Below are 18,912 nucleotides of genomic sequence, written 5' to 3'. Positions count from 1 at the left end.
AGGTCAGCGCGGCACGCCCGTGTTGCGGTGGACGTCCGCGGGGATCTCGACGGCGAGGGTGGTCGCGGCGGGCAGCGGCGGGGCCGGCATCAGCGGTGCGTCGCGGCCGGTGCCGTGCCGCCCGTCGCCGTGCGAGGTCTCCTCGTGGTAGTCCTGCTCCACGTTGACCGACCAGACGTCGTGGCCGGCGTCCCGCACGATGTTCTCGACGGTCAGCATCGCCGTCAGCATCGAGTGGTCCTGGTTGTTGTAGCGGTGCATGCCGTTACGCCCGACAGGGTGCACGTTCGGCACCTCGCGGGCCAGCCACTGCCGGATCACGTCGACGTTGTGCTGGTAGCGCTCGTCGTAGACCGGGTACGCCTTCGGCATCCGCACCACGTAGCCGGCCTCGACCACCCCGGGCCGGACCAGTCCCAGCGTCTCCAACTCCCGGGTCGCGGCGACGATCAGGTCGGCGTCGGGCGTACGCCAGGTCTCGTCGCCCACCGACACGAAATACTCCAGCCCGAGGCAGGTACGACCGTCCTTGACCAGGTACGGCGACCAGGAGCCGAAGTTCTGGATACGGCCCGCCTTCACGTCCGGGTCGTGCACGTAGATCCAGTTGTCAAGGAAGGAGAACTCCGCCGGTACGACGAGCGCCACGGTGAGGAAGTCCCGGTAGCGCAGATCCTCGGCGGCGGCGAGAACCTGTGCCGGTGGGGCCGGGCGCAGCGCCGCCACCAGTTCCGAGATGGGCATCGAGGAGATGACGTGGTCGGCCGGCTCGGTGCGTCGGCCGCCGGTGCCGTCGACGGTGACCGAGGTCGCCCGCCGCCGCTGTGGGTCGCGGTGCACGGTGGTGACCCAGGTGCCGGTCTGCACCGTGCCGCCGTGTCGCCGTACCTGCTCGGCGCAGCGTTCCCACATCATGCCGGGCCCCAGCTTCGGGTACTGGAACTCCTCGATCAGGCTTGTCACGTCGGTACGGTTGCGTTTGGGCAGCACCGCGTTGCGGACCGCCTTGGCCAGCGACAGGTTCTTGATCCGCTGCGCCGCCCAGTCCGCCTGCAACTGGTCGGCCGGCATGCCCCAGACCTTCTCGGTGTACGTCTTGAAGAAGATCGAGTACAGCCGCCAACCGAAGCGGGCCGACACCCACCCCTCGAAGTGCGACTGGTCCGCCGGCGGCCGCAGCCGGGCCCGGGCGTACGACGCCATGCACCGGGCCGCTTCCCACAGGCCGAGGTTGCGCAGCGCGTTGCCGGCGTTGAGCGGGTAGTCGTAGAGCGCCCCCCGGTAGTAGATCCGGCTCATCCGGGGGCGGAGCAGGAAGTCCTCGTCCGGCAGGATCTCGTGCCAGAAGTCCTCGACCCGGGACACCTTCGTGAAGAACCGGTGCCCGCCGATGTCGAAGCGCCAGCCGTCGCGTTCCACGGTCCGGCTGATGCCACCGACCACCTCGTCGGCCTCGAAGACCCGCACCGGCGCACCGTGGCGGAGCAGTTCGTACGCCGCGGTCAGTCCCGCCGGACCCGCACCGATCACCACGGTGCCGTGCTCGTCGTCCATGCCCCTCGCCACCTCAACGTCCCCCGACCGACCCGGCCGGTTACCCGTCCTCGCGGCGATGTCACCTGCGTGCTGCGGGTGTGGTCGCTGCCGCAGCGGGTACACCGACCCGATTCGTGACGGTCGGGGGACGGATGGTCGGGACGGGCCGGGTGGGCCGGGCGCTCGCGCGGGTGCCGGCCCCCTGGCCGTACGTGCTCGGGGTCTTCCTCGGCACGAAGATCGTCTTCACGCTGGTCGGGGTGCTCACGCTCGCCGCCTTCGACGGCACCGGGTGGGCGCCCCCGCCCGACGAGGCGCAGATGCGCCAGCAGCAGCGGGAGGTCTCACCGCACGGGTGGCTGTCGTTCTGGTTCGCCTGGGACTCGTTCCTCTACCACCACCTGGCCCGGTTGCCGCTCGACGAACCGTGGACGGATTTCGCCTTCCCGCTGCTGTATCCGTTCCTCGCCCGGCCGCTGGCGGCTCTGCTGGGCGGCGACACCGCGCTGGCCCTGCTGATCATCGCCAACCTGGCCTTCATCGGCGTGCTCTACTACGGCGTCCGCCTCGGCGAGCGCCTGCTGACCGACGATCGGGCCCCTGTCACCGACCGGGCCGACGGGTCGGGCGCTGCCGGCGGATCGGGTGACGGTGGCCGGGCGGCGCGGCGGTTCGTGCGGTACCTGGTGCTGCTGCCCACCGCCTTCCTGTTCCACGCGGCGCTGACCGAATCCCTCTTCCTCTGCCTGACACTTGCCGCCTTCTACTACGCGGAGCGGCGGCGCTGGCTGCTGGTCGGCGTCGTCGGCTTCTTCCTCGCGTTGAGCCGGTCGGCCGGGTTCTTCGTGGCGCTGCCGCTGGCCCTGGTGCTGCTGCGGCAGGGTGGCTACCGGCTGCATCCGCGCGCCCTGTGGGAATATCTCCGAGCCGGATGGCCGCTGCTGCTGTTGCCCGCAGGATGGCTCAGCTTCATGGCGTTCTGCTGGTGGCAGAGCGGCGACTGGTTCGCCTACAAGCACGCCCAGGAGCAGGGCTGGAACATCCGCGTGCAGAACCCGCTCGGTGTCCTCTGGCACGGCCTGACCGGAGCGGCACCCGACGCCGTACGGGTCTGGGTCGCCGTGCTGTTCCTGGCCGTCCTCGTCGCCGGCGCCCGCCGCCTGGGCCTGCCCTACCTGGTGTACGGGGTGATGATGGTGCTGGTGCCGCTGTCGATGGGCACCCCTGTCTACAAGAGCCTGCTGCGCTATCTGCTCGCGGTGTTCCCGGTGGCCCTGGTGCTGGCCGCCTGGGCACGACGACCCCAGCTCGACGTCTGGCTGACCGCCGTGCTCGCGGTGCTCCAAGGCGCCCTGTTCGTCATCTGGCTCGCCTACTGGACCCACTTCATCATCTGAACACCGCCGCCGGAATGCCCGGTCGGTTCGCATCGCCCAGCCGATCTGACCGCGCCAGATGAACGTATCTCCGGCCAGCTGATCAGAGAGGAGCAAGGTTCTTCACCTGCTTGCAGAAGGCGCTCGTGCTCGCTCCACAGTAGGGCAAGGACATCCTCTGGCCAAATTTGGCTAGCGTCCGACGAACCACCCGTTCATCAACCTGTAGATACGGACGATGATTTCCAACGTGGCTCACTTCGACCGGCTGCTACCTGCCATAACGGGATCTATCGACACGTGTCACATATTCTTCCTGGAGGCCGGGGGCAGAGATTAACAGGACAGCCTCAACCAGCAAGGGATAGGGGCAGCGAGGTATCTCGATACCTGTTACTCTTCGGCATCGCTGCGCGTCAACCAGGGCACGCGGCGTTTCCAAGGGGAAACCATATGCGGAAACCCATCACGCTTCTTTCCATCGCAATCGCGACGTCTATCACCCTGTCCGTCAGCGCAGTTCCCGCGGGCGCAGTTCCTAGCGAGGCTCGGCACTCCAGCGGACTCGTGATTGTCGGCCCACTCGATGAAAACCCGGCACCAGCACCGGAGGATCTCGCCCACGCCCACCATGACGCGGTCCAATACGCTCAGAAGAATCCCACCTCTGTGGGATATCCCTATCTCGACCGCAAGAACCACCGCCTAGTTTTGTCAGCCGCCAGTACAGCAGGTGAGGCAGCGCTTCGCAGCTTCTCGCCAAGCACCGCTCTGCCAGCCAGGGCCGCCGCAGTCCGTTCGGTGACCGCGAGCTGGCAGAAGCTCGAAGGCATCAAAGACGAGGCAATCAGTCTTGGCAACGCGTTGCCCGACAGTGAAGCAATCGTGCAGACCGAGCCCGACGAGGAGCACAACCGAGTCATCATCACCATCGACCGGCTTAGTGACCCGCTACTCAACGCGCTTGCTGCCCGATACGGCACCACCGACATCGCCATCCGGGTGAACACCAAGCATGAGAAAGGCCACGACGACGCTCGCGATGACGACACGTCGCCGTTCTGGGGCGGCGCGCGCATTAACGCGCCAGCTGGCATGTGCAGCACAGGCTTCCCGTGGTATTCGGGGTCGACCAGTTATATGGTGACGGCCGGCCACTGTGCCCCCAACGGGGGCAGTGTCTCGACTCCCGCGCAGTCGATGGGCTCGATCACCGTTAGCAGCCGGGAAAACCGTAACCCCGGTGTCGGTACGGTCTACCTAACCGGACAGACCACCTACCGTGGCGACCTGGCCCTCGTGGAGATGCCGTCCGGACGATCCAGCGGCACACGCATCTACCGCGGCGGTGTCGGGTCGAGCAGTTCGGGCGCCATCGACTCGATGTGGAGCCGGGCACCGCAGAACGGCGACCAGTACTGCACGGGGGGCCGCACTACCGGCGAACAATGCGGGTGGGTCGTGGTCAATGTCCGGATCAACCACACCAACAGCAACGGCGAGGTGCTCCGAAACGTCTCCCAGGGCCGCAAGCAGGGCCAGTGCACCATGGGCGGTGACTCTGGTGGGCCGACCTACACCGTGCTGAGCAACGGCAGCGTGGTCGCCAAGGGCATTCACAGCGGCACCAGCGGCGGCGGTGGCGATAACTGGGGTGGCGCGTTGGACCCCTGCTACGAGCGGTTCACTGACATCTGGGATGCCTACAATGGCTTTCCCGGCTTTCTGAGGGTGGCATGAACCGACGCGCACTACTTCTCGTCGTCACCGGCTTGGTGGTCACCGCCACGACTGGCTGCGGCGGTGACAGCTACGAGCCGCGCATCGACGGATTCCACGGATCGCCCGACTCGGTCGAGGTCACGCTGACGACGGTCCTCGGTGAGGGCGACAAGCTACTCGATCCTGAGGTCGTCGAGGAGCCCGATCGCGTCGTCGTCACCCTGCGCGCACAGGCCAACGGCAGCGACCGCGACTCACTCGGCCTGCCGACGCAGCAAACGATCACGCTGGACCAGCCGCTCGGCGACCGCGCGGTGGTCGACGGCGGCACCGGCAACCCCGTGCCGCGACAAGGCGAGTGACGATCTTCAGAAGTGGTCGGGTACCTGGACCGACGGGGTCCGGACCAGCGTGTGGGCTGGTCCGGACCCCGCGCGTCAGGCTGCCGCCGGCCGGTAGCGGACGTCCACCTCGGCCGTCGGGTCGTCGACGCCGACGCGGTGCAGGTAGATCGGGCGGCCACCGACGTGTTCGTAGAGCCGGATGCCGTCACCCAGCAACACCGGCGCGATGTGCAGGTCGATCTCGTCGATCAGGTCACGTTCGAGGAGTTGACGGCCGATGTCCGGCGACAGCACCTCCACGTTCTTGCCGTCGGCGGCCGCCAACGCGATCCGCACCGCCTCCGCCACATCGCAGTCGAGGAACGTCACCCGGTCAGCGGGTTTCGCGTCCTCGGGGTGGTGGGTCAACACGAAGACCGGGCCGGTCCAGTCGCCGCCGTAGACATTGCCGGCGTCGGGGAACATGTCCCAGCCACGTCGGCCGCCGAGGATGGCGCCGGTCGTCTCGACGTACTGCCGGATGAAGCCGGGTCGCTCGGAGATGCCGGTCTCCATCCACGTCATGTCGTGTTCCGGTCCCGCCACGAACCCGTCGAGTGACATGGTGAAGTGCCACAGAACCTTGCCGCCGGCGGTCTGCGGTGCGAAGTCGCTCATGCTGTCCTCCCGTGCGTCGTTGAACTCGTACCGAAGAAGTGACGGCAGCCGCGACGAAAACTCATCGGTTCAGCGTCGGCGGGAGGCCGAACGCCGGGAAGAGCGCCGGCTCGTGGAAGGCGACGATCTCGGTGATCAGTCCGTCACGTACCTGCAACACCCCGATCCCGAACGGCTCGAAGACCTGCCGGCCCGGCGGTCGGCGGTAGCTCGCGGCGGCGAGCTGCCCGTTGGCGCTGGTGGGGATCATCCGCAGCGCGCCGATGTAGTCGGCAGAGGTCGGGTCCCAGGTCGCGGCCAGCGCCGCGAGGACCGACTCGCGGTCGGCGAACCACTCCGGCAACGGCGGCATGGTCGCCCGCACGTCCTTGGCCAGCAGTTCGGCCACCTCGTCGAGATCGCCGCGCTCGACCGCGTCCAGGTATCGCCGCAGCACCTGCCGCTGCGGTTCGGTCGGTGGCGCGGCCGGGGCCCAGTCCGACCGCCCGGGCGGGAGGTGCTCCCGCAACGTCACGCGGGCCCGCTGCAAGGCGCTGTTGACGGAGGCGACGCTGCCGTCGAGCACCTGGGCGGTCTGCCGCGCCGGCCAGCCCAGCACGTCGCAGAGGATCACCGCGGCGCGCTGCCGCGGCGGCAGGTGCTGCATCGCCGCCAGGAACGCCAGCTCCAGGGTCTCCCGCGCCACGACCGCCGCCTCCGGCTCGTCCTGGCGCGGCGCGACCGGCTCCCGCAGGGCGTACGATTCGCGCGGCGTACGTGGTTCCCGCAGGGCGTACGGTTCGCGCAGCGCGTCGGGGAACGGTTGCAGCCACGGGCCGGTGACCAGGGTCGTCGCGGGCTGCCCCGGCACGTAGTCCGGGTTGGCCTGATCGGGCAGCAGCCGCCGCTTGCGCCCGTCGAGGGCGTCGAGGCAGACATTGGTGGCGATGCGGTAGAGCCAGCTGCGCAGCGACGACCGTCCTTCGAACCCGTCCCGTGCCCGCCACGCCTTGAGAAAGACCTCCTGCACGAGGTCCTCCGCCTCGTCGAAGGAGCCGACCATGCGGTAGCAGTGGACGCGCAGCTCACGCCGGTGCTGCTCGATCCGGGAGGCGAAGTCGTCGTCGCTCACCGGGCGACCGTACCGAACGCACGGCTGTCGCTCGACGCGTCAGCCAATGGCGCTTTTGCATCTGCCTCCCTCCACTGCCGAGGGTCAACCAGGTACGAAGGTGTCACCGTCCCTCGTCCGGTCCTCGGCCGGTAGGATCTGCGCATGAGCTCAGAGGCGGTTGGCAGATACATGCCCCCGGTCGTGACGCTCGATGACCTCACCGCGATGATGGCTGAGGACGAAAACCACCGGTACGAGATCAGCCCGGAGGGAGTCCTCTCGATCATGCCGCCGCCGGGGTACGCCCATGCCATCATCGCGACCCGGCTCATGGTGTGGTTCGCCCAGGGCGGCGTGCCGGCGGACCGTATCGCTCAGACCGTGGGCCTACGCATTCCCGGCCGAGACGGCAGCGTCGGCGGACGTATCCCCGACCTGGTCGTCTGGAGTAAGGCTCAGGCTGACGGGGTCTGGCTGCCGGTCGCCGATGTGCTTCTCGTCGTCGAGATCATCTCACCCGGCTCCGAGGGCATCGACACTGTGACGAAGCGCAACGAGTACGCCGCCGCCGGCATCGGCCAGTACTGGGTGGTCGACCAGGATGCCGCCCAGACCGTCACCATGCACCACCTGGACGGCGACCACTACACCGTCCGCGCGACCATGCCGCTGGCCTGGCTCCTCAACACCAGCCCAACCGAACACGACCTCGACTGACTGCGCCACCACGACGACGCGAGATCGCACATCGGCTGCCCCGCTGATGTGCGATCTCGCCGTCCGCGACGTCGCTCAGCTGGCACCGAGTAGTTCGGTGATCTGCGTGTAGAACGGGGCGGGGTCGCCGGCGAGCGAGGCCTTCACCATGGCGGTCCAGTCGTCGACGATCACCTCGATCGATCCGGCGGCCAGGCCGTCGAGCGATCGACGCGGGACGTCACGGGGGTCGATCTTGGGTCCGTCGTAGCCGGCGGAGATGTCCGTGTCGGCGGCTCCGAGGAGGACGCCCTGGACCAGGGTGCCCTGGTCGGCGAGTTCGAGGCGTACGCCGTTGGTCATGTTCCACTCGGCGGCCTTGGCGGCGGCGTACGAGCCGGTGCCCGGCCCGGCGAACCACGACAGCGCCGACAGTACGTTCACGATCGCGCCGCCGCCGTTGGCGGCGAGCACGGGAGCGAACGCGCGGATCACGTCGAGCGTGCCCCAGAAGTGGGTGTCCATCTCGCGGCGCACCTCGGCGAGGTCACCGGTGACCAGCGGAGCTCCGGTGGCGATGCCGGCGTTGTTGATCAGGAGTGTGACATCACGTGCGGTCGCTGCGGCCGCGACGACGGACTCGTGGTCGAGCAGGTCGAGTCGCAGCGGCACCACCCGGCTGTCGGTGAAGTCGAGGCTCTCCGGGCGACGGGCCGTCGCGTACACCCTGCGCGCCCCGCGTTCGAGCAGTTCGAGCACGAACTGGCGGCCGATGCCGCGGTTGGCTCCCGTGACGAGGGCGATCTGGTCAGCGGTGTTCATGGGTTCTCGCTCCCTGGATGGGCTTCGGTGGGGGGCCGCGTTCCGGCCTGGCGTCGACTACCGTAGGAGTTGACGTTGACGTCAAGGGCAAGTCGGACGGGGCAAGCAGAGGAGGACACCGATGCGCATCGGTGACATCGCGCGACAGGCGGGCGTCAGCACGAGAGCTCTGCGGTACTACGAAGAGCAGGGTCTGCTCACCTCGGAACGCACCCCCAGCGGCCAGCGCATCTACCCCGAGTCAGCTGTCGAACGCGTCCGGTTGATCCAGCAACTCTTCACCGCCGGCCTGCCCAGCCGTACCATCGTGCAGCTGATGCCCTACATCGACACCGGGCACGGTTCCCCCGAGGTCTTCGCACTGATGGCCGCCGAGCGCAACCGCATCACCGCCGCCATGGCCGACCTCGCTGCCGCACGCGACGTCCTCGATCGCATGATCGACATTGCGCACCATCCGACCCCCGAGCACTGCCCCGCCCTGCGTGAACCCCCCTGGACGCCGTACCACGACGCCGAGGCGACCACGGCCGCCGCGGTTGTCTGAGGACTTGCTCAAGGAGTACGCCGCTCGGTCTACCAGGCGCGACCCCTGACCGTAGCCTCGCCGGGACATTGGAGCCCGAGCCGATATTCGGCTGCCGGGAGGACGTCACGCATCGTCCGACTTCCATCGCCCGACGGGAGTGTTGCCCATGGGATCGCGTCCTGCAATCACCCGGTGGCTCAGGCGCACCGCAGTCGTCATGACCGCCCTTCTCGTACCCCTTTCCTTGGTGGCTGCGGCACCCGCGTCAGCCGCGGACGCCGCACCACAGAGCATCGACTTCCGGGGACAGGCCGCCGGTACGGCACCGGCCGGCTGGTCCAGCGTGTGGCGGGACTCGGAGTACCGGGTCCAGCCGGACCCGGCTCGTCTCGTTCATCGGGCCACGACCTCCGGCCGGCAGGCGCTGAGCCCGGACGCCGTGGGCCAGGTCACCGGCGACGTGGAGGTCTCCGCCCTGGTCCGGATCTTCTCCACCTCGGGTACGCAGAGCGTGCTGTTCCTGCACGCCGGAGGCGCGCCGGGCGCGGAGAACGCGTACTACGTGGACTTCCGTGGCGAGACCGGCAGCCTGCGGTACCGGATCAACCGCTACCAGAACGGCACCTTCACCACCCTGCGCAACGGCCCGAATCTGGCAGCCGCGCCGATCGTCGGCATGTGGTACGAGATGGTGCTGCAACGCACCGGGAACCTGCTGCGGTTCAAGGTGTGGCCGTACGGCGCGGATGAGCCGGACAGCTGGATGCTGGAGGTCAGCGACTCCGTGCACCAGGGCGGCCGGGTCGGGGTCGGGCACACCACCGGCGGTGACACGGTCACCGAGTGGGCCCACCTGGGCGTGGCGACCGGCGGCAGTGCTCCGCGCGCACCGAACGGGATCGTCGCCAAGCCGGTCGTTCCCGGCACGCCGTCGGTGACGAGCCGGCCGATCGCCAACCAGATCTCCGTCGGCTGGACCGAGTTGGACGGCGCGAACTGGTACGAGGTCGAGCGCGACGGCAAGCTCATCGCCTCGCCGTGGACGCTTACCGCGTACGCCGATCCGCTGGTCGCCCCCGCGACGGCGGCCCGCTACCGGGTGCGTGGGGTCTCGGCGCTGCTCGGCCCCGGCGCATGGTCGCCGCCGCTCACGGTCACCGCACCCGCCAACTCCTTCGCCGACGTCCCGACGCCGTTCGAGGCCAGTGGTGGACAGTTGACCACGTTCACGCGGGAACAGCAGTTCCTCGCCGAGATCGACGCCCGGTCGGAGCGGATCGCCGTCGACCAGATCGGCACCAGCGTGCAGGAACGCGTGATCAACCTGGTCCGGATCGGCTACCCGAAGGCCCCCGACGAGCGTGAGATCCGCCAGCGCCCGACCCTCTTCGTCAACTGCACCGTGCACGGCAACGAGTGGACGCCACGGGAGTCCTGCCTGGGGCTCATCCGCAACCTGGCGCTCTCCGAGGACCCGGCCGTCACCGCGATGCTGACCACCCACGCCGTGCTGGTGAACCCGACGGCCAATCCGGACGGACGGGTCGCCGGGGTGCGGGAGAACGCCCAGGGTCTGGACGTCAACCGGGACTACCTCGCCCTGCAGTCCCCGGAGGCCCGGGCCGCGGTCGAGGTGCTGAACCGCTACCGACCGGCGGTGGTGCTCGACGGCCACAACTGCTGCGACCAGTCGGTGGTGCCGAACTGGGCCCAGCATCCGAACGTCGCCCAGCCCGTCCAGGACCACGCACAGGCCCTCGTGCAGGAGGCGCTGATCGACGGTGCCGGCACCGTCGGCTACACCGCGCAGCGGTCCACCCTCGCGACCCGTGGCGACGCCACCATCATGCGCAACTACTCCGGGCTGCGTAACTCGGTGGGCCTGCTCAACGAGGTGCGTTCCGGGGCCGTGGCCGGCCGGCTCGAAGAGCAGACCGGTGATCCGAACCGGACGTTGAACATCCGGCACCGGGCCGTACGCGCCTTCGACTTCGTCCTCGACGCGACGGTGGCGTACTTCGCCGCCAACAGCGCCGACATCACTGCCGCCATCGCGCACTCGACCGCCGAGGCGCAGGCGGGTCGGGGCACCGTCTACCTCGACGAGGACGCGACGGTGCCGGTGGAGGCCGACACCTGCGGCTACCTGATCCCGGCGCAGCAGTACGACGGGCAGCTCGCGGAGCTGTTGCGCCGGCACCAGATCGACGCGCAGGTACGCCCGGACGGTATCGGGGTCTCCATGGCGCAGGCACACCGGCGGATGATCCCGCTGCTCCTCGACGCCCGCGCGGAGACCGCGGTCGCTGACGCGCAGCGGCGCTCGTACTGCGCTGCCGGTGACCCCCGGCTTGCGCCGGCGCGCGAACTCCTCGCCGAGCTGATCGACGCCGAACGGCTGGCGCAGCAGACGGCATCGCAGGTGACGTCCCGGCTGACCGTGATCGAGAACCTGCTCAGCAAGGACGGTCCGGCGCACGCCGCCCGGCCGGTGCTGACCGCGTTGATCCGTCAGGTGGAGAACGCCAAGCGCGACAACTCCGACCCGGCAGCGCGCACGGAGCTGGCCGTGGAGCTACAGCGTCTGCTCGACATCCTCCACGGCTGATCCTGTCAGCCCGCTCGGTCCCGCCCGGCGCCGTCTGGTGCCGGGCGGGACCTTGCCCACCACTGTTGTCGAGGCGGCCCGCCCGCTGCCTACGGGGCGCCGACCAGCGGATCATGGACCCGGCCGAGGAAGAACGGCACGCCGGTGTACCAGTCGTGGATGACGTACAGGAACGGCCGGTTCACAAAGAACTGCGGCCCCTGCGGGATCGACGGCGGCGGGATGATCACGGCCGTCGCGGCTGCCGCCTCGGTGCCCTTCTCGTCCACCGCGATGAACGTCTCGTGCAGCACATCGTCGATGTACAGGGCCGAATCGGTGCTCATGCCACTGAGATCGGCCTGCGGGGTGAACGCCGTGGGCATGCCGAGGCTGCTCAGCACCGCCGCCAGCTCGGCCGGCAGGCGGAACGTCCACCGGGGCAGCCGCAGCTGCACGGTGGCGCCGCCGAACCCGGTCAGCAACGCGCCCAGCCACGCCCCGTCGAGGTTGCCCTCGATCGCGGCGAGATCGTTCCCGGTCGGCATGACGATGGCCATGCCCAGCCGGTCCCCCGCGAACGGCACGTCGACCGCCCGCCACCCGTCGCCGACCTGGTAGCCCATCCCGGCGAACGGCCCGCGCATCATCGGTACGCCGACCACGCTGCCGTCGTCCCGGGTGAACGGCTCGGTGGCGGTCAACGCCGGCACGAACTGGTATTTCCAGGCCGCCTTGAGGTAGGTCGTGTTGGTGAGGATCAGATTGGTGCCGGGGCTCACGGCACCGAACGGCAGCAGCTCCGGGATCTTCGCGTTGGTCCGGTCGGACACCCAGGTGTTGATCTCCTGGCGGGCCGCTTCCGGCGCGCCGGCGAAGTCGACCGGGTGCGGCGCGGCGCCGTAGTAGCCGGTCAGCGTGTCCTGGAACCCGGGGCGCAGGCCCAGGCCGAGCCGGGTCCAGAGGGCGTTGGCGGTGGTCAGCAGCGGCCGGGCTTTCCCGTCACCGTCCTGGTAGCGGGTAGCGAGGGTCTGTTCGATGGTGTTGAGGCCACTGTCGAGCGCGCCGGGCCGGGGATGCGGCGCGTGCAGCACCGCATCCATCTCCGCCGCCGTGGTCGAACCGGCGCCCGCCCGGGTCATTGCCAGCGCGAGCCCCACCGAGTAAGGGGCGCACACCACGTTGTCGCCGGGACGGGTCGACGCCAGCTCTCGGTAGAGGTCGGCCGAGAAGCCGCGCACCGCGGTCGCGGCGGCAGCGAGCGTGGCAGGATCGGGAGGTACGCGTATCGGGTCGGTCGATGTGGACGGTTCGTCGAGGCGGCGGAGTTGACCTGGGGTGGCGGTGAGCGTGGCGGCCGCGAGGGGCACGGTCCGCAACACCGATCGACGCGAGACCATATCTCGACGGTAATGCAGACTCACACCGAAACACCAGGTAAACACCGAAATTACATCGACGTTCTGCGATATATGCGAGCCGCGTGGTGACCAGCCGTCAGCCGGGCGTGATGCGTCCGTCCTCGTCGTACCGGGCACGGCCGCTGGTCAGGGCCACCTGGAGGCCGTACCGGAGCAGCTTGTCGATCTTTTCGGTACGCCGCCGGTAGCCGAGACGTTCGAGCCCGGCGCGCAGCAGCCGATCCTCCTCCATCCGCGCCACCTCCTGCAGCACGTGCACGAAGGCATTTGCTACCTCCTCCGGCGGCACCTCCTCGAACGCCCGGTCGTTGCTCGCCTGCGTGACCCGGTACGCCCGGTAGGTCTGCGGGTCCGTCCCCTCCGGCCAGGCGTACCGGCCGACGGTCGGGTGGTCGTAGAGCCGGCGGGCGTCGACGAGCGCGAGCACCGTGGTGCGCCGATCCTCCCGGGTGCGGAGGAACCCGAAGCGGGCCAGCGCCAGCCGGGCGAGCCGGTGCTGCTCGATCGGCCCCTCGGCGGCGATGATCTCGCGAAGTGCCACCCGGACCAGCCCGCGCACCCGCTGGTCGGTGGCGAGCAGGTCGAGGTCGCTCTGGTCGCCGAGCGGTGTCGGCGCGTACGCGACGAAGGGGCTGACCGCGATGGCGCTCGCGGCTGCCGATGACGCGGGCGGACCGGACACCGGCGCGGGTGGGCCGGAGGCCGGCGCCGACGCGGGCGCGGCTGCCAGGCTGGTCACGTGTGCCGTCGGGGCAGCTGCGACGAGTTCGGTACGCGAAGGGGTGGCGAGGTCGTCCGTCGAGTGTGGCTGCTCGATCTGCTCACCGGTCCGGGGTGACGGCAGCTCGGTTTCGGCGGCGGGTGCGATGTCCTGAGCCGACTCGGGCGCGTTCTCGTCAGCGGCGGAGGCTCGCTCGATCGCCTCGTCGACCCGCTGCAACAACGCGGAACGGTCGTGGATCCACGCCGGCAGCCAGAACCGGACGACCCCCGGCCATTCCATGATCGACCGAAGTAGTCCGGGCGCGGAGTCCCGATCGGCCACCGTCGGGCGACCTCTCCACTCAGGACCGTCGAGCATCACCGCCACCTGCCAGCGGGCGGCACCCGGCCCGCGTACCGCGATGTCGACAGTGAAGTCGGACAGGCCGTGGGAGGTCCGCACCTCGTAGCCGCGCTCGCGAAGGGCTGCGGCGACCTCGTCCCGGATGCGGCTGCGCCGCTCGGTCCGGTCGGTGGCCAGATCACCCAGGCGGTCCGCGCCGGCCGCGGCCATCGCGCAGTACGCCCGCAGGTGCTGGGTGCCCACCGCCGAGGTGCGGGACAGGTCGATGTCGGACGGGTCGAACGACGAGAACAACACGACCTGCCGGCGCGCCCGGGTGATGGCCACGTTGAGTCGCCGCTCCCCGCCGGCCTGGCTCAGCGGGCCGAAGTTCAGCGGCAGCTGGCCGGTTTCCGGGTTGGTGGAGAAGGCCAGGGAGAACAGCACGACGTCCCGCTCGTCGCCCTGCACGTTCTCCAGGTTCTTCACGAAGATCGGCTCCGGGACGGCACCGGAGAGGTGTTCCCGGATGAACGGGTCGGCGCTCTCCTCCAGCAGGTTCAGGATGAGGTCGCGCTGCTGGATGTTGAACGTGACGACACCGATGGACTGACCGGCGGTGGCCGGGGCGTGCAGGCGTCGGGTGATGTCGGCGAGGATCGCCCGCGCCTCGACGTCGTTGGTGCGCGAGCCGCCCCGGTCGTACTGGCCGTCGACGCGGCGCCAGGTGATGCCGGCGGAACTGCTGGCACCGGGCGACGGGAGGCTGGAGAGCTTGTTGTCGTAGTAGTAGCGGTTGGAAAAGGCGATCAGCGACTCGTCGTGGCTGCGGTAGTGCCAGGACAGCCACCGCTGCGGCAATCCTGACTCGACGGCCTCGCTGAGGATGCTCTCCAGATCCTCGGGCACCGGGCCGTCATCGCCGTCGACCTCGTCGGTGACGTGACTGGCCTGCATGATGCTGCTCGGTGGCATCTGCCGGGAGTCGCCGACGACCACGACCGCGCGGCCACGACCCATCGCGCCGACCGCCTCGGCGACGCGGATCTGCGACGCCTCGTCGAAGATGACCAGGTCGAAGCGCTGACTCCCCGGTGCCAGGAAGTTCGCCGCCGACGCCGGGCTGACCAGCACACACGGGGTCAACGCCAGCACCGCATCCGGGTACAGCTCGAACAGCTCCCGGAAGGATTTGCCGCCGCGCTTGCGGCGCAGCTCGGCGGCGAAGTCGGCGAAGCGGCCCCGCCGGTCGGTCGGACTGAACGGCCGGCGGCGCACCAGCACCGAGGGCAGGCGCTCGGGCAGCGCGGAGCGCAGCTCACCCGCGGCCGTCTCGAACTGGGCTATCTCGTCGTCGTGCAGCTCCGGGTCGAAGTACTGCAACCCGCCGGCCCGGGTCCGCTCGGCGAGCGAGGCGGCGGCGACACCCCGCCGGTACGCCTCCTCGGCGTACTGCCCGGCGACGTCGGCGCGCAGCAACTGGTCCCGGTAGTCGCCGAGACCGGCGGCGGCGAGCACGTCGGCGTGGGCGAGGACGGTGGCCCAGCGGCGCAGCGGGAAGAGTTCCTCGGTACGCAGGCCGTGCAGCCAGGTCGCGCCGTCGCGTTCCCAGGCGTCCACCCAGTGCGAGCCGGCCGCCCAGAGGGCCAGTTCCGGCTCCGCGGAGCGCAGCACCCCGCGCCAGGCCCGCCATCGGGCGGCGACCCGGTCCAGCAGACTGGCGTCGACGTCGGTGACACCGTGCTGGAACAGGTCCCACGCCTGCGGGTGCCGGGCCAGCAACGTCCGGCCGACGCGGGTCGCCTCGATCGCCTCGGCCAGCCGCTGCGGGGCGTCCGCGCTGGTGGGCTGCCAGCCGACGAGCCGGAGGCCGCCGAGCGCGGCGGCGTGCTGCTGATGGAACGCCGCGGCCTGTGCCTGGGCGGCGACGAGGCGGCCCGTGGTCACCTCGACCCGCTCGACGTCGACGGTGGCGCCGGCGACAAGATGCACGGCCAGCTTGTCGGCGACCGCCTGGCGTCGTTTGCGCTTGCCGAACAGCCGTTTCGCTGCCTCCTCCGCCTCGGCGTGCCAGGTGGCCAGCTCGGGCCGGGCGTACACGTCCGGTCGGAAGGTGGCCAGCTCGCCGGCGAAGCCCTGGTGGAAGGCGGCGAGGTCGGCCTGCAGCCGCGCCACCGCCTCGTCCCACCGTCGGTCGCCGGCGCGCAGGGTGGTCTCCCGGTCCGGCAGCATGGCGCGTACCGCGAGCCAGGCGCCGGCCTGCAACTCGGCGACCGCCTCCGGGGTGGGCAGCGTGCGCAGCAGCCCGACGAGGTGCGGGTGGGCGGCGAGGTCGGCGCGCAGGCGTTCGAGTTCGGCGGCGATCTCCGTGACGGCCGCGCCGTGCAGCCCGTCGAGAGTGCGGCAGCCGCTGAGCGCCCACGGGTATTCGGGACGCACCCGTGCCGAGCGGGCGGCGGCCGGGAACTCCCGCAGCGTCCGCTCCACCTCGGCGCGTACCTCGTCGGGGGCGTGCAGGTAGCTCACCGGGATCGGGGCGACCGGACCGTCACCGTACGCGAGGACCTGCTCGTAGGCCGACCAGAGCGACATCCCGGCGGGGTTGGCGGTGTGGACCTGCTCCGGGTACTCGACCAGCGGCGCCAGCCGGGTCCGGTAGGCGGTCTCGACGGCCGTCCAGTCCCCGTCGCCGCCGTCGTCGTACTGGTCGAGGGCGTCGCGCAGCTGCTGACGGATGGCGTTGAGGGACTGTTTACGCCCGTGCAGATCGAGGGCGAACGACCCCAGGCCGATCTGCTTGAGCCGACGCTTCACGACCTCGAGGGCGGCCTGCTTCTCGGCGACGAACAGCACCGACCGGCCGGCGGCGACCGCCCGGGCGATCATGTTGGTGATGGTCTGGGACTTGCCGGTGCCGGGCGGCCCCTCCAGGACGAAGGACTGGCCACGCTCGGCCATCACGATGGCCTGCATCTGCGATCCGTCGGCGGGGATCGGCAGGTGCAGCTCGGCTTCGTCGACAGCCACCTCGGTCTCGTGTTCCGGCCGGGCCGGGTCGTCGAAGGTGGCGCCGGAGGACTCGACGAGATGCCGGACGACCGGTTCTCCATGAACCGGGGCCAGTGGTCGCCGAGGTCACGCCACATCTGGAAGGTGGAGAACTGCAGCAGCCGCAGGCTCGCGGTCTCGTCGATGCGGTAGTTGAGCCGGTTGTCGACCAGGCCCGTGTTGATCGCGGCGAGGGTCTTGGCGATGTCGATGCCGTGCTCGTCGAGAACCGGCTGCTCCAGCTCCGGGATGCGGACACTGTGCTTGACCCGCAACCACTCGATCAGGCAGTAGTTGGGGCTGGCGACCTCGGTGCCGTCGATGACCATCGCGTACGGCCGGCGGCCCGCACCGCCCTCGATGCGTACCGGCAGCAGGAACAGCGGGGCGTACGCCTCTCCCCCGGTGGTCTTGGTGTGCACCAGCGTGCCGATGGTCAGGTAGAGATAGTTGCCGCCGGTCTCCTGCTCCAGCGTGCGCGCCTCACGCTGCAACGTCCGCATCACGGTCTTGTAGCGGGCCTCGGTGACCGCGCCGTAGACCCGGCGGTCGGTGCGCAGTTCCCGGGTGAGGATCTCGGCGTCGAGATCCTGCGCCCGGCGTGCTCCGGCCAGTTCGTGGACGTGGCTGATGTCGTCCTGCGGGATGACGTGCACCTGGCGGCCGTCATGAATGAGATCGTCGAGCAGGGCCAGCGCTCCGGCCGGCACGTGCAGGTCCAGACCGCGACCGCGTTTGGGCAGGTTGAGCAGCGGATTGCGCAGGCTCAGGTCGAGCAGCGACTTGCGCCACTGCTGGATCCGCGCCGGCGACCCGTCGGACGGCGGCGCGACCTCGTCGCCCTCCTCGGCGAGCTGGCGCACCTTGGCGGCGGCGACCCCGGGCGGCAGGTCCAGCGACGCGGCCACGGTGTCGGTGTCCGTCTGCGCGTCGACCGGCGCGGGCGTGACCAGCTCGTCGGCCGACGGCAGTGGCCGGATCCCGGAACGGTGGGCCAGGTGCACATCGACGACGCCCTGGAGCCGGTGGCCCTCGCCACGGAAGTGGCCGAGCCCGACCCGAACCGCCTCGGTGAACGTCGCCGACTGGGCGCCGGGCCCGATGCGAGTCAGCTCGACCGGCACCGCCCGACCCGAATCGACCATCGAGATCAGCAGGTTCGTCTCGGTGACGGCGGCGGAGCCGAGCCGCTCCTCCTCCAACAGGAAGCCACCGAAGGCGTGACCCTCGCTGATGAAGATGAGCGGATGCAGCCCCGCCGCCTCCAGGCAGGCCGCATAGGTGACCGACAGATCGAGACAGTTGCCGAGCCGCCCCTCCAGCACGGCGGCCGTCGTCCGGACCTTCTGCCCGCTGTTCTCGAACGACGCCGGCAGCGTCTGGTAGGTGATCTCAAGGTGCCGCAGCGCCTCGTACACCGCGCCGGCGATCAGCGCCGCGCGTTCCGAGCCGTCCTGGTAACCCTGCAGCGAGCCGGAACCGGTACGCGCCAGCAGGATCTGCGCCGCCGAGCGCAGCACCGCCTCGACCGCCCTGGTGTTCGGCTGCACGAACGCCGCCAGGCTGTCGTAGAGGGCCGGGCTGTTGAACCACTCGTTGTGCGCCAGCACCCGCGACGGGGCGACCAGGTGCAGCTCCTTGCCGGCCGCCGCAACGGTGAGGCGATAGTCGACCGGAAATGCCTCGTCGGTGCGGTAGAGCAGCGCGCCGTCCGGGCTGACGTCCCGGAAGTCGTCAAATCCGGTGCTCGCGCCGGGCCGCAGCGGCGCGGTGAGGCTGCGGTGCCACGGCTCGGTGAGCGCTCCGGCCGGCCCGAGCAGTTCCAGCGTCAACGTCACACCCGACAGTGGCTCGGTGCCACGGTTGACGAGCGTGAGATGCCGGATCAACGGCACCCGGTTGTGCACCAGGGCGGCGTTGATCGCCGGCTGCACGAGCAACGCCACGGCGAACTGATCGTCGTCGGCGGTGAACTGCGCGAACACGCTGTCGGACACGAGAATCACTCCGGGTAGCGAGGCCAGGAACGGTCAGCC

Annotated in this window: 13 protein-coding genes; 6 read left to right on the top strand and 7 right to left on the bottom strand. The window is 70.0% G+C overall.

Annotated elements, in window-relative coordinates; translation table 11 throughout:
• Positions 1-3: 3 nt before the first annotated feature.
• Positions 4-1,554 carry an NAD(P)/FAD-dependent oxidoreductase gene (locus JMF97_RS08020; RefSeq protein WP_203220975.1) on the bottom strand — a complete coding sequence of 517 codons (1,551 nt, stop codon included), beginning with the start codon at positions 1,552-1,554 and terminating at the stop codon, positions 4-6.
• Between the two features lie 116 nt (positions 1,555-1,670).
• On the opposite strand from JMF97_RS08020, the gene JMF97_RS08015 reads away from it, so the two are divergent.
• From JMF97_RS08015 to JMF97_RS08005, 3 genes are all read left to right on the top strand, one after another.
• Positions 1,671-2,933, top strand: coding sequence for a hypothetical protein (locus JMF97_RS08015; RefSeq protein WP_307816821.1), 1,263 nt, complete (start codon positions 1,671-1,673; stop codon positions 2,931-2,933).
• Between the two features lie 432 nt (positions 2,934-3,365).
• A complete protein-coding gene (locus JMF97_RS08010; RefSeq protein WP_203220974.1) occupies positions 3,366-4,652 on the top strand; it encodes a S1 family peptidase in 1,287 nt (428 codons plus the stop codon).
• Positions 4,649-4,996: a hypothetical protein gene (locus JMF97_RS08005; RefSeq protein WP_203220973.1), complete on the top strand. Its 348-nt coding sequence runs from the start codon at positions 4,649-4,651 to the stop codon at positions 4,994-4,996. The genes JMF97_RS08010 and JMF97_RS08005 overlap by 4 nt, the downstream gene beginning before the upstream one ends.
• 75 nt (positions 4,997-5,071) lie before the next feature.
• Here the strand turns inward: JMF97_RS08005 and JMF97_RS08000 are convergent, their stop codons facing one another.
• The gene (locus JMF97_RS08000; protein ID WP_203220972.1) at positions 5,072-5,635 is read right to left on the bottom strand and encodes a dihydrofolate reductase family protein; all 564 of its coding nucleotides are present in this window, start codon (positions 5,633-5,635) and stop codon (positions 5,072-5,074) included.
• A 61-nt stretch (positions 5,636-5,696) separates the two neighbouring features.
• Positions 5,697-6,746, bottom strand: a complete 1,050-nt coding sequence (locus JMF97_RS07995; RefSeq protein WP_203220971.1) for a sigma-70 family RNA polymerase sigma factor — start codon at positions 6,744-6,746, stop codon at positions 5,697-5,699.
• A gap of 183 nt (positions 6,747-6,929) precedes the next feature.
• Between JMF97_RS07995 and JMF97_RS07990 the strand changes: the two genes are divergently transcribed.
• Positions 6,930-7,445, top strand: coding sequence for a Uma2 family endonuclease (locus JMF97_RS07990; protein ID WP_307816820.1), 516 nt, complete (start codon positions 6,930-6,932; stop codon positions 7,443-7,445).
• Positions 7,446-7,520: 75 nt separating this feature from the next.
• Here the strand turns inward: JMF97_RS07990 and JMF97_RS07985 are convergent, their stop codons facing one another.
• The gene (locus tag JMF97_RS07985) at positions 7,521-8,246 is read right to left on the bottom strand and encodes an SDR family oxidoreductase (protein WP_203220970.1); all 726 of its coding nucleotides are present in this window, start codon (positions 8,244-8,246) and stop codon (positions 7,521-7,523) included.
• A 121-nt stretch (positions 8,247-8,367) separates the two neighbouring features.
• On the opposite strand from JMF97_RS07985, the gene JMF97_RS07980 reads away from it, so the two are divergent.
• Both JMF97_RS07980 and JMF97_RS07975 read left to right on the top strand, forming a co-directional pair.
• Positions 8,368-8,793 (top strand): MerR family transcriptional regulator, encoded by a 426-nt coding sequence (locus JMF97_RS07980; RefSeq protein ID WP_203220969.1) that lies wholly within the window; start codon positions 8,368-8,370, stop codon positions 8,791-8,793.
• 229 nt (positions 8,794-9,022) lie between these two features.
• Positions 9,023-11,383 (top strand): M14 family zinc carboxypeptidase, encoded by a 2,361-nt coding sequence (locus JMF97_RS07975; RefSeq protein ID WP_203220968.1) that lies wholly within the window; start codon positions 9,023-9,025, stop codon positions 11,381-11,383.
• 89 nt (positions 11,384-11,472) lie between these two features.
• Here JMF97_RS07975 and JMF97_RS07970 read toward each other — a convergent pair whose 3' ends face one another.
• From JMF97_RS07970 to JMF97_RS31955, 3 genes are all read right to left on the bottom strand, one after another.
• A complete protein-coding gene (locus JMF97_RS07970; protein ID WP_203220967.1) occupies positions 11,473-12,762 on the bottom strand; it encodes a serpin family protein in 1,290 nt (429 codons plus the stop codon).
• 97 nt (positions 12,763-12,859) lie between these two features.
• A complete protein-coding gene (locus tag JMF97_RS07965; RefSeq protein ID WP_203220966.1) occupies positions 12,860-16,855 on the bottom strand; it encodes an AAA domain-containing protein in 3,996 nt (1,331 codons plus the stop codon).
• The gene (locus tag JMF97_RS31955; RefSeq protein WP_203220965.1) at positions 16,786-18,873 is read right to left on the bottom strand and encodes a DUF4011 domain-containing protein; all 2,088 of its coding nucleotides are present in this window, start codon (positions 18,871-18,873) and stop codon (positions 16,786-16,788) included. Before JMF97_RS31955 ends, JMF97_RS07965 begins: the two co-directional genes overlap by 70 nt.
• Positions 18,874-18,912 lie beyond the last annotated feature (39 nt).

The organism is Micromonospora fiedleri (assembly GCF_016774385.1).
Taxonomy (GTDB): Bacteria; Actinomycetota; Actinomycetes; order Mycobacteriales; family Micromonosporaceae; genus Micromonospora; species Micromonospora gifhornensis.
Note: the sequence above shows the minus strand (reverse complement) of the source record. Positions and strands in the feature narration are given on the sequence as shown.

Bases quoted from the DNA above. Each gene is read 5' to 3' on its own strand.
- JMF97_RS08020 (WP_203220975.1), bottom strand. From the start codon at position 1,554: ATGGACGACGAGCACGGCACCGTGGTGATCGGTGCGGGTCCGGCGGGA.
- JMF97_RS08010 (WP_203220974.1), top strand. From the start codon at position 3,366: ATGCGGAAACCCATCACGCTTCTTTCCATCGCAATCGCGACGTCTATC.
- JMF97_RS08005 (WP_203220973.1), top strand. From the start codon at position 4,649: ATGAACCGACGCGCACTACTTCTCGTCGTCACCGGCTTGGTGGTCACC.
- JMF97_RS08000 (WP_203220972.1), bottom strand. From the start codon at position 5,635: ATGAGCGACTTCGCACCGCAGACCGCCGGCGGCAAGGTTCTGTGGCAC.
- JMF97_RS07985 (WP_203220970.1), bottom strand. From the start codon at position 8,246: ATGAACACCGCTGACCAGATCGCCCTCGTCACGGGAGCCAACCGCGGC.
- JMF97_RS07980 (WP_203220969.1), top strand. From the start codon at position 8,368: ATGCGCATCGGTGACATCGCGCGACAGGCGGGCGTCAGCACGAGAGCT.
- JMF97_RS07970 (WP_203220967.1), bottom strand. From the start codon at position 12,762: ATGGTCTCGCGTCGATCGGTGTTGCGGACCGTGCCCCTCGCGGCCGCC.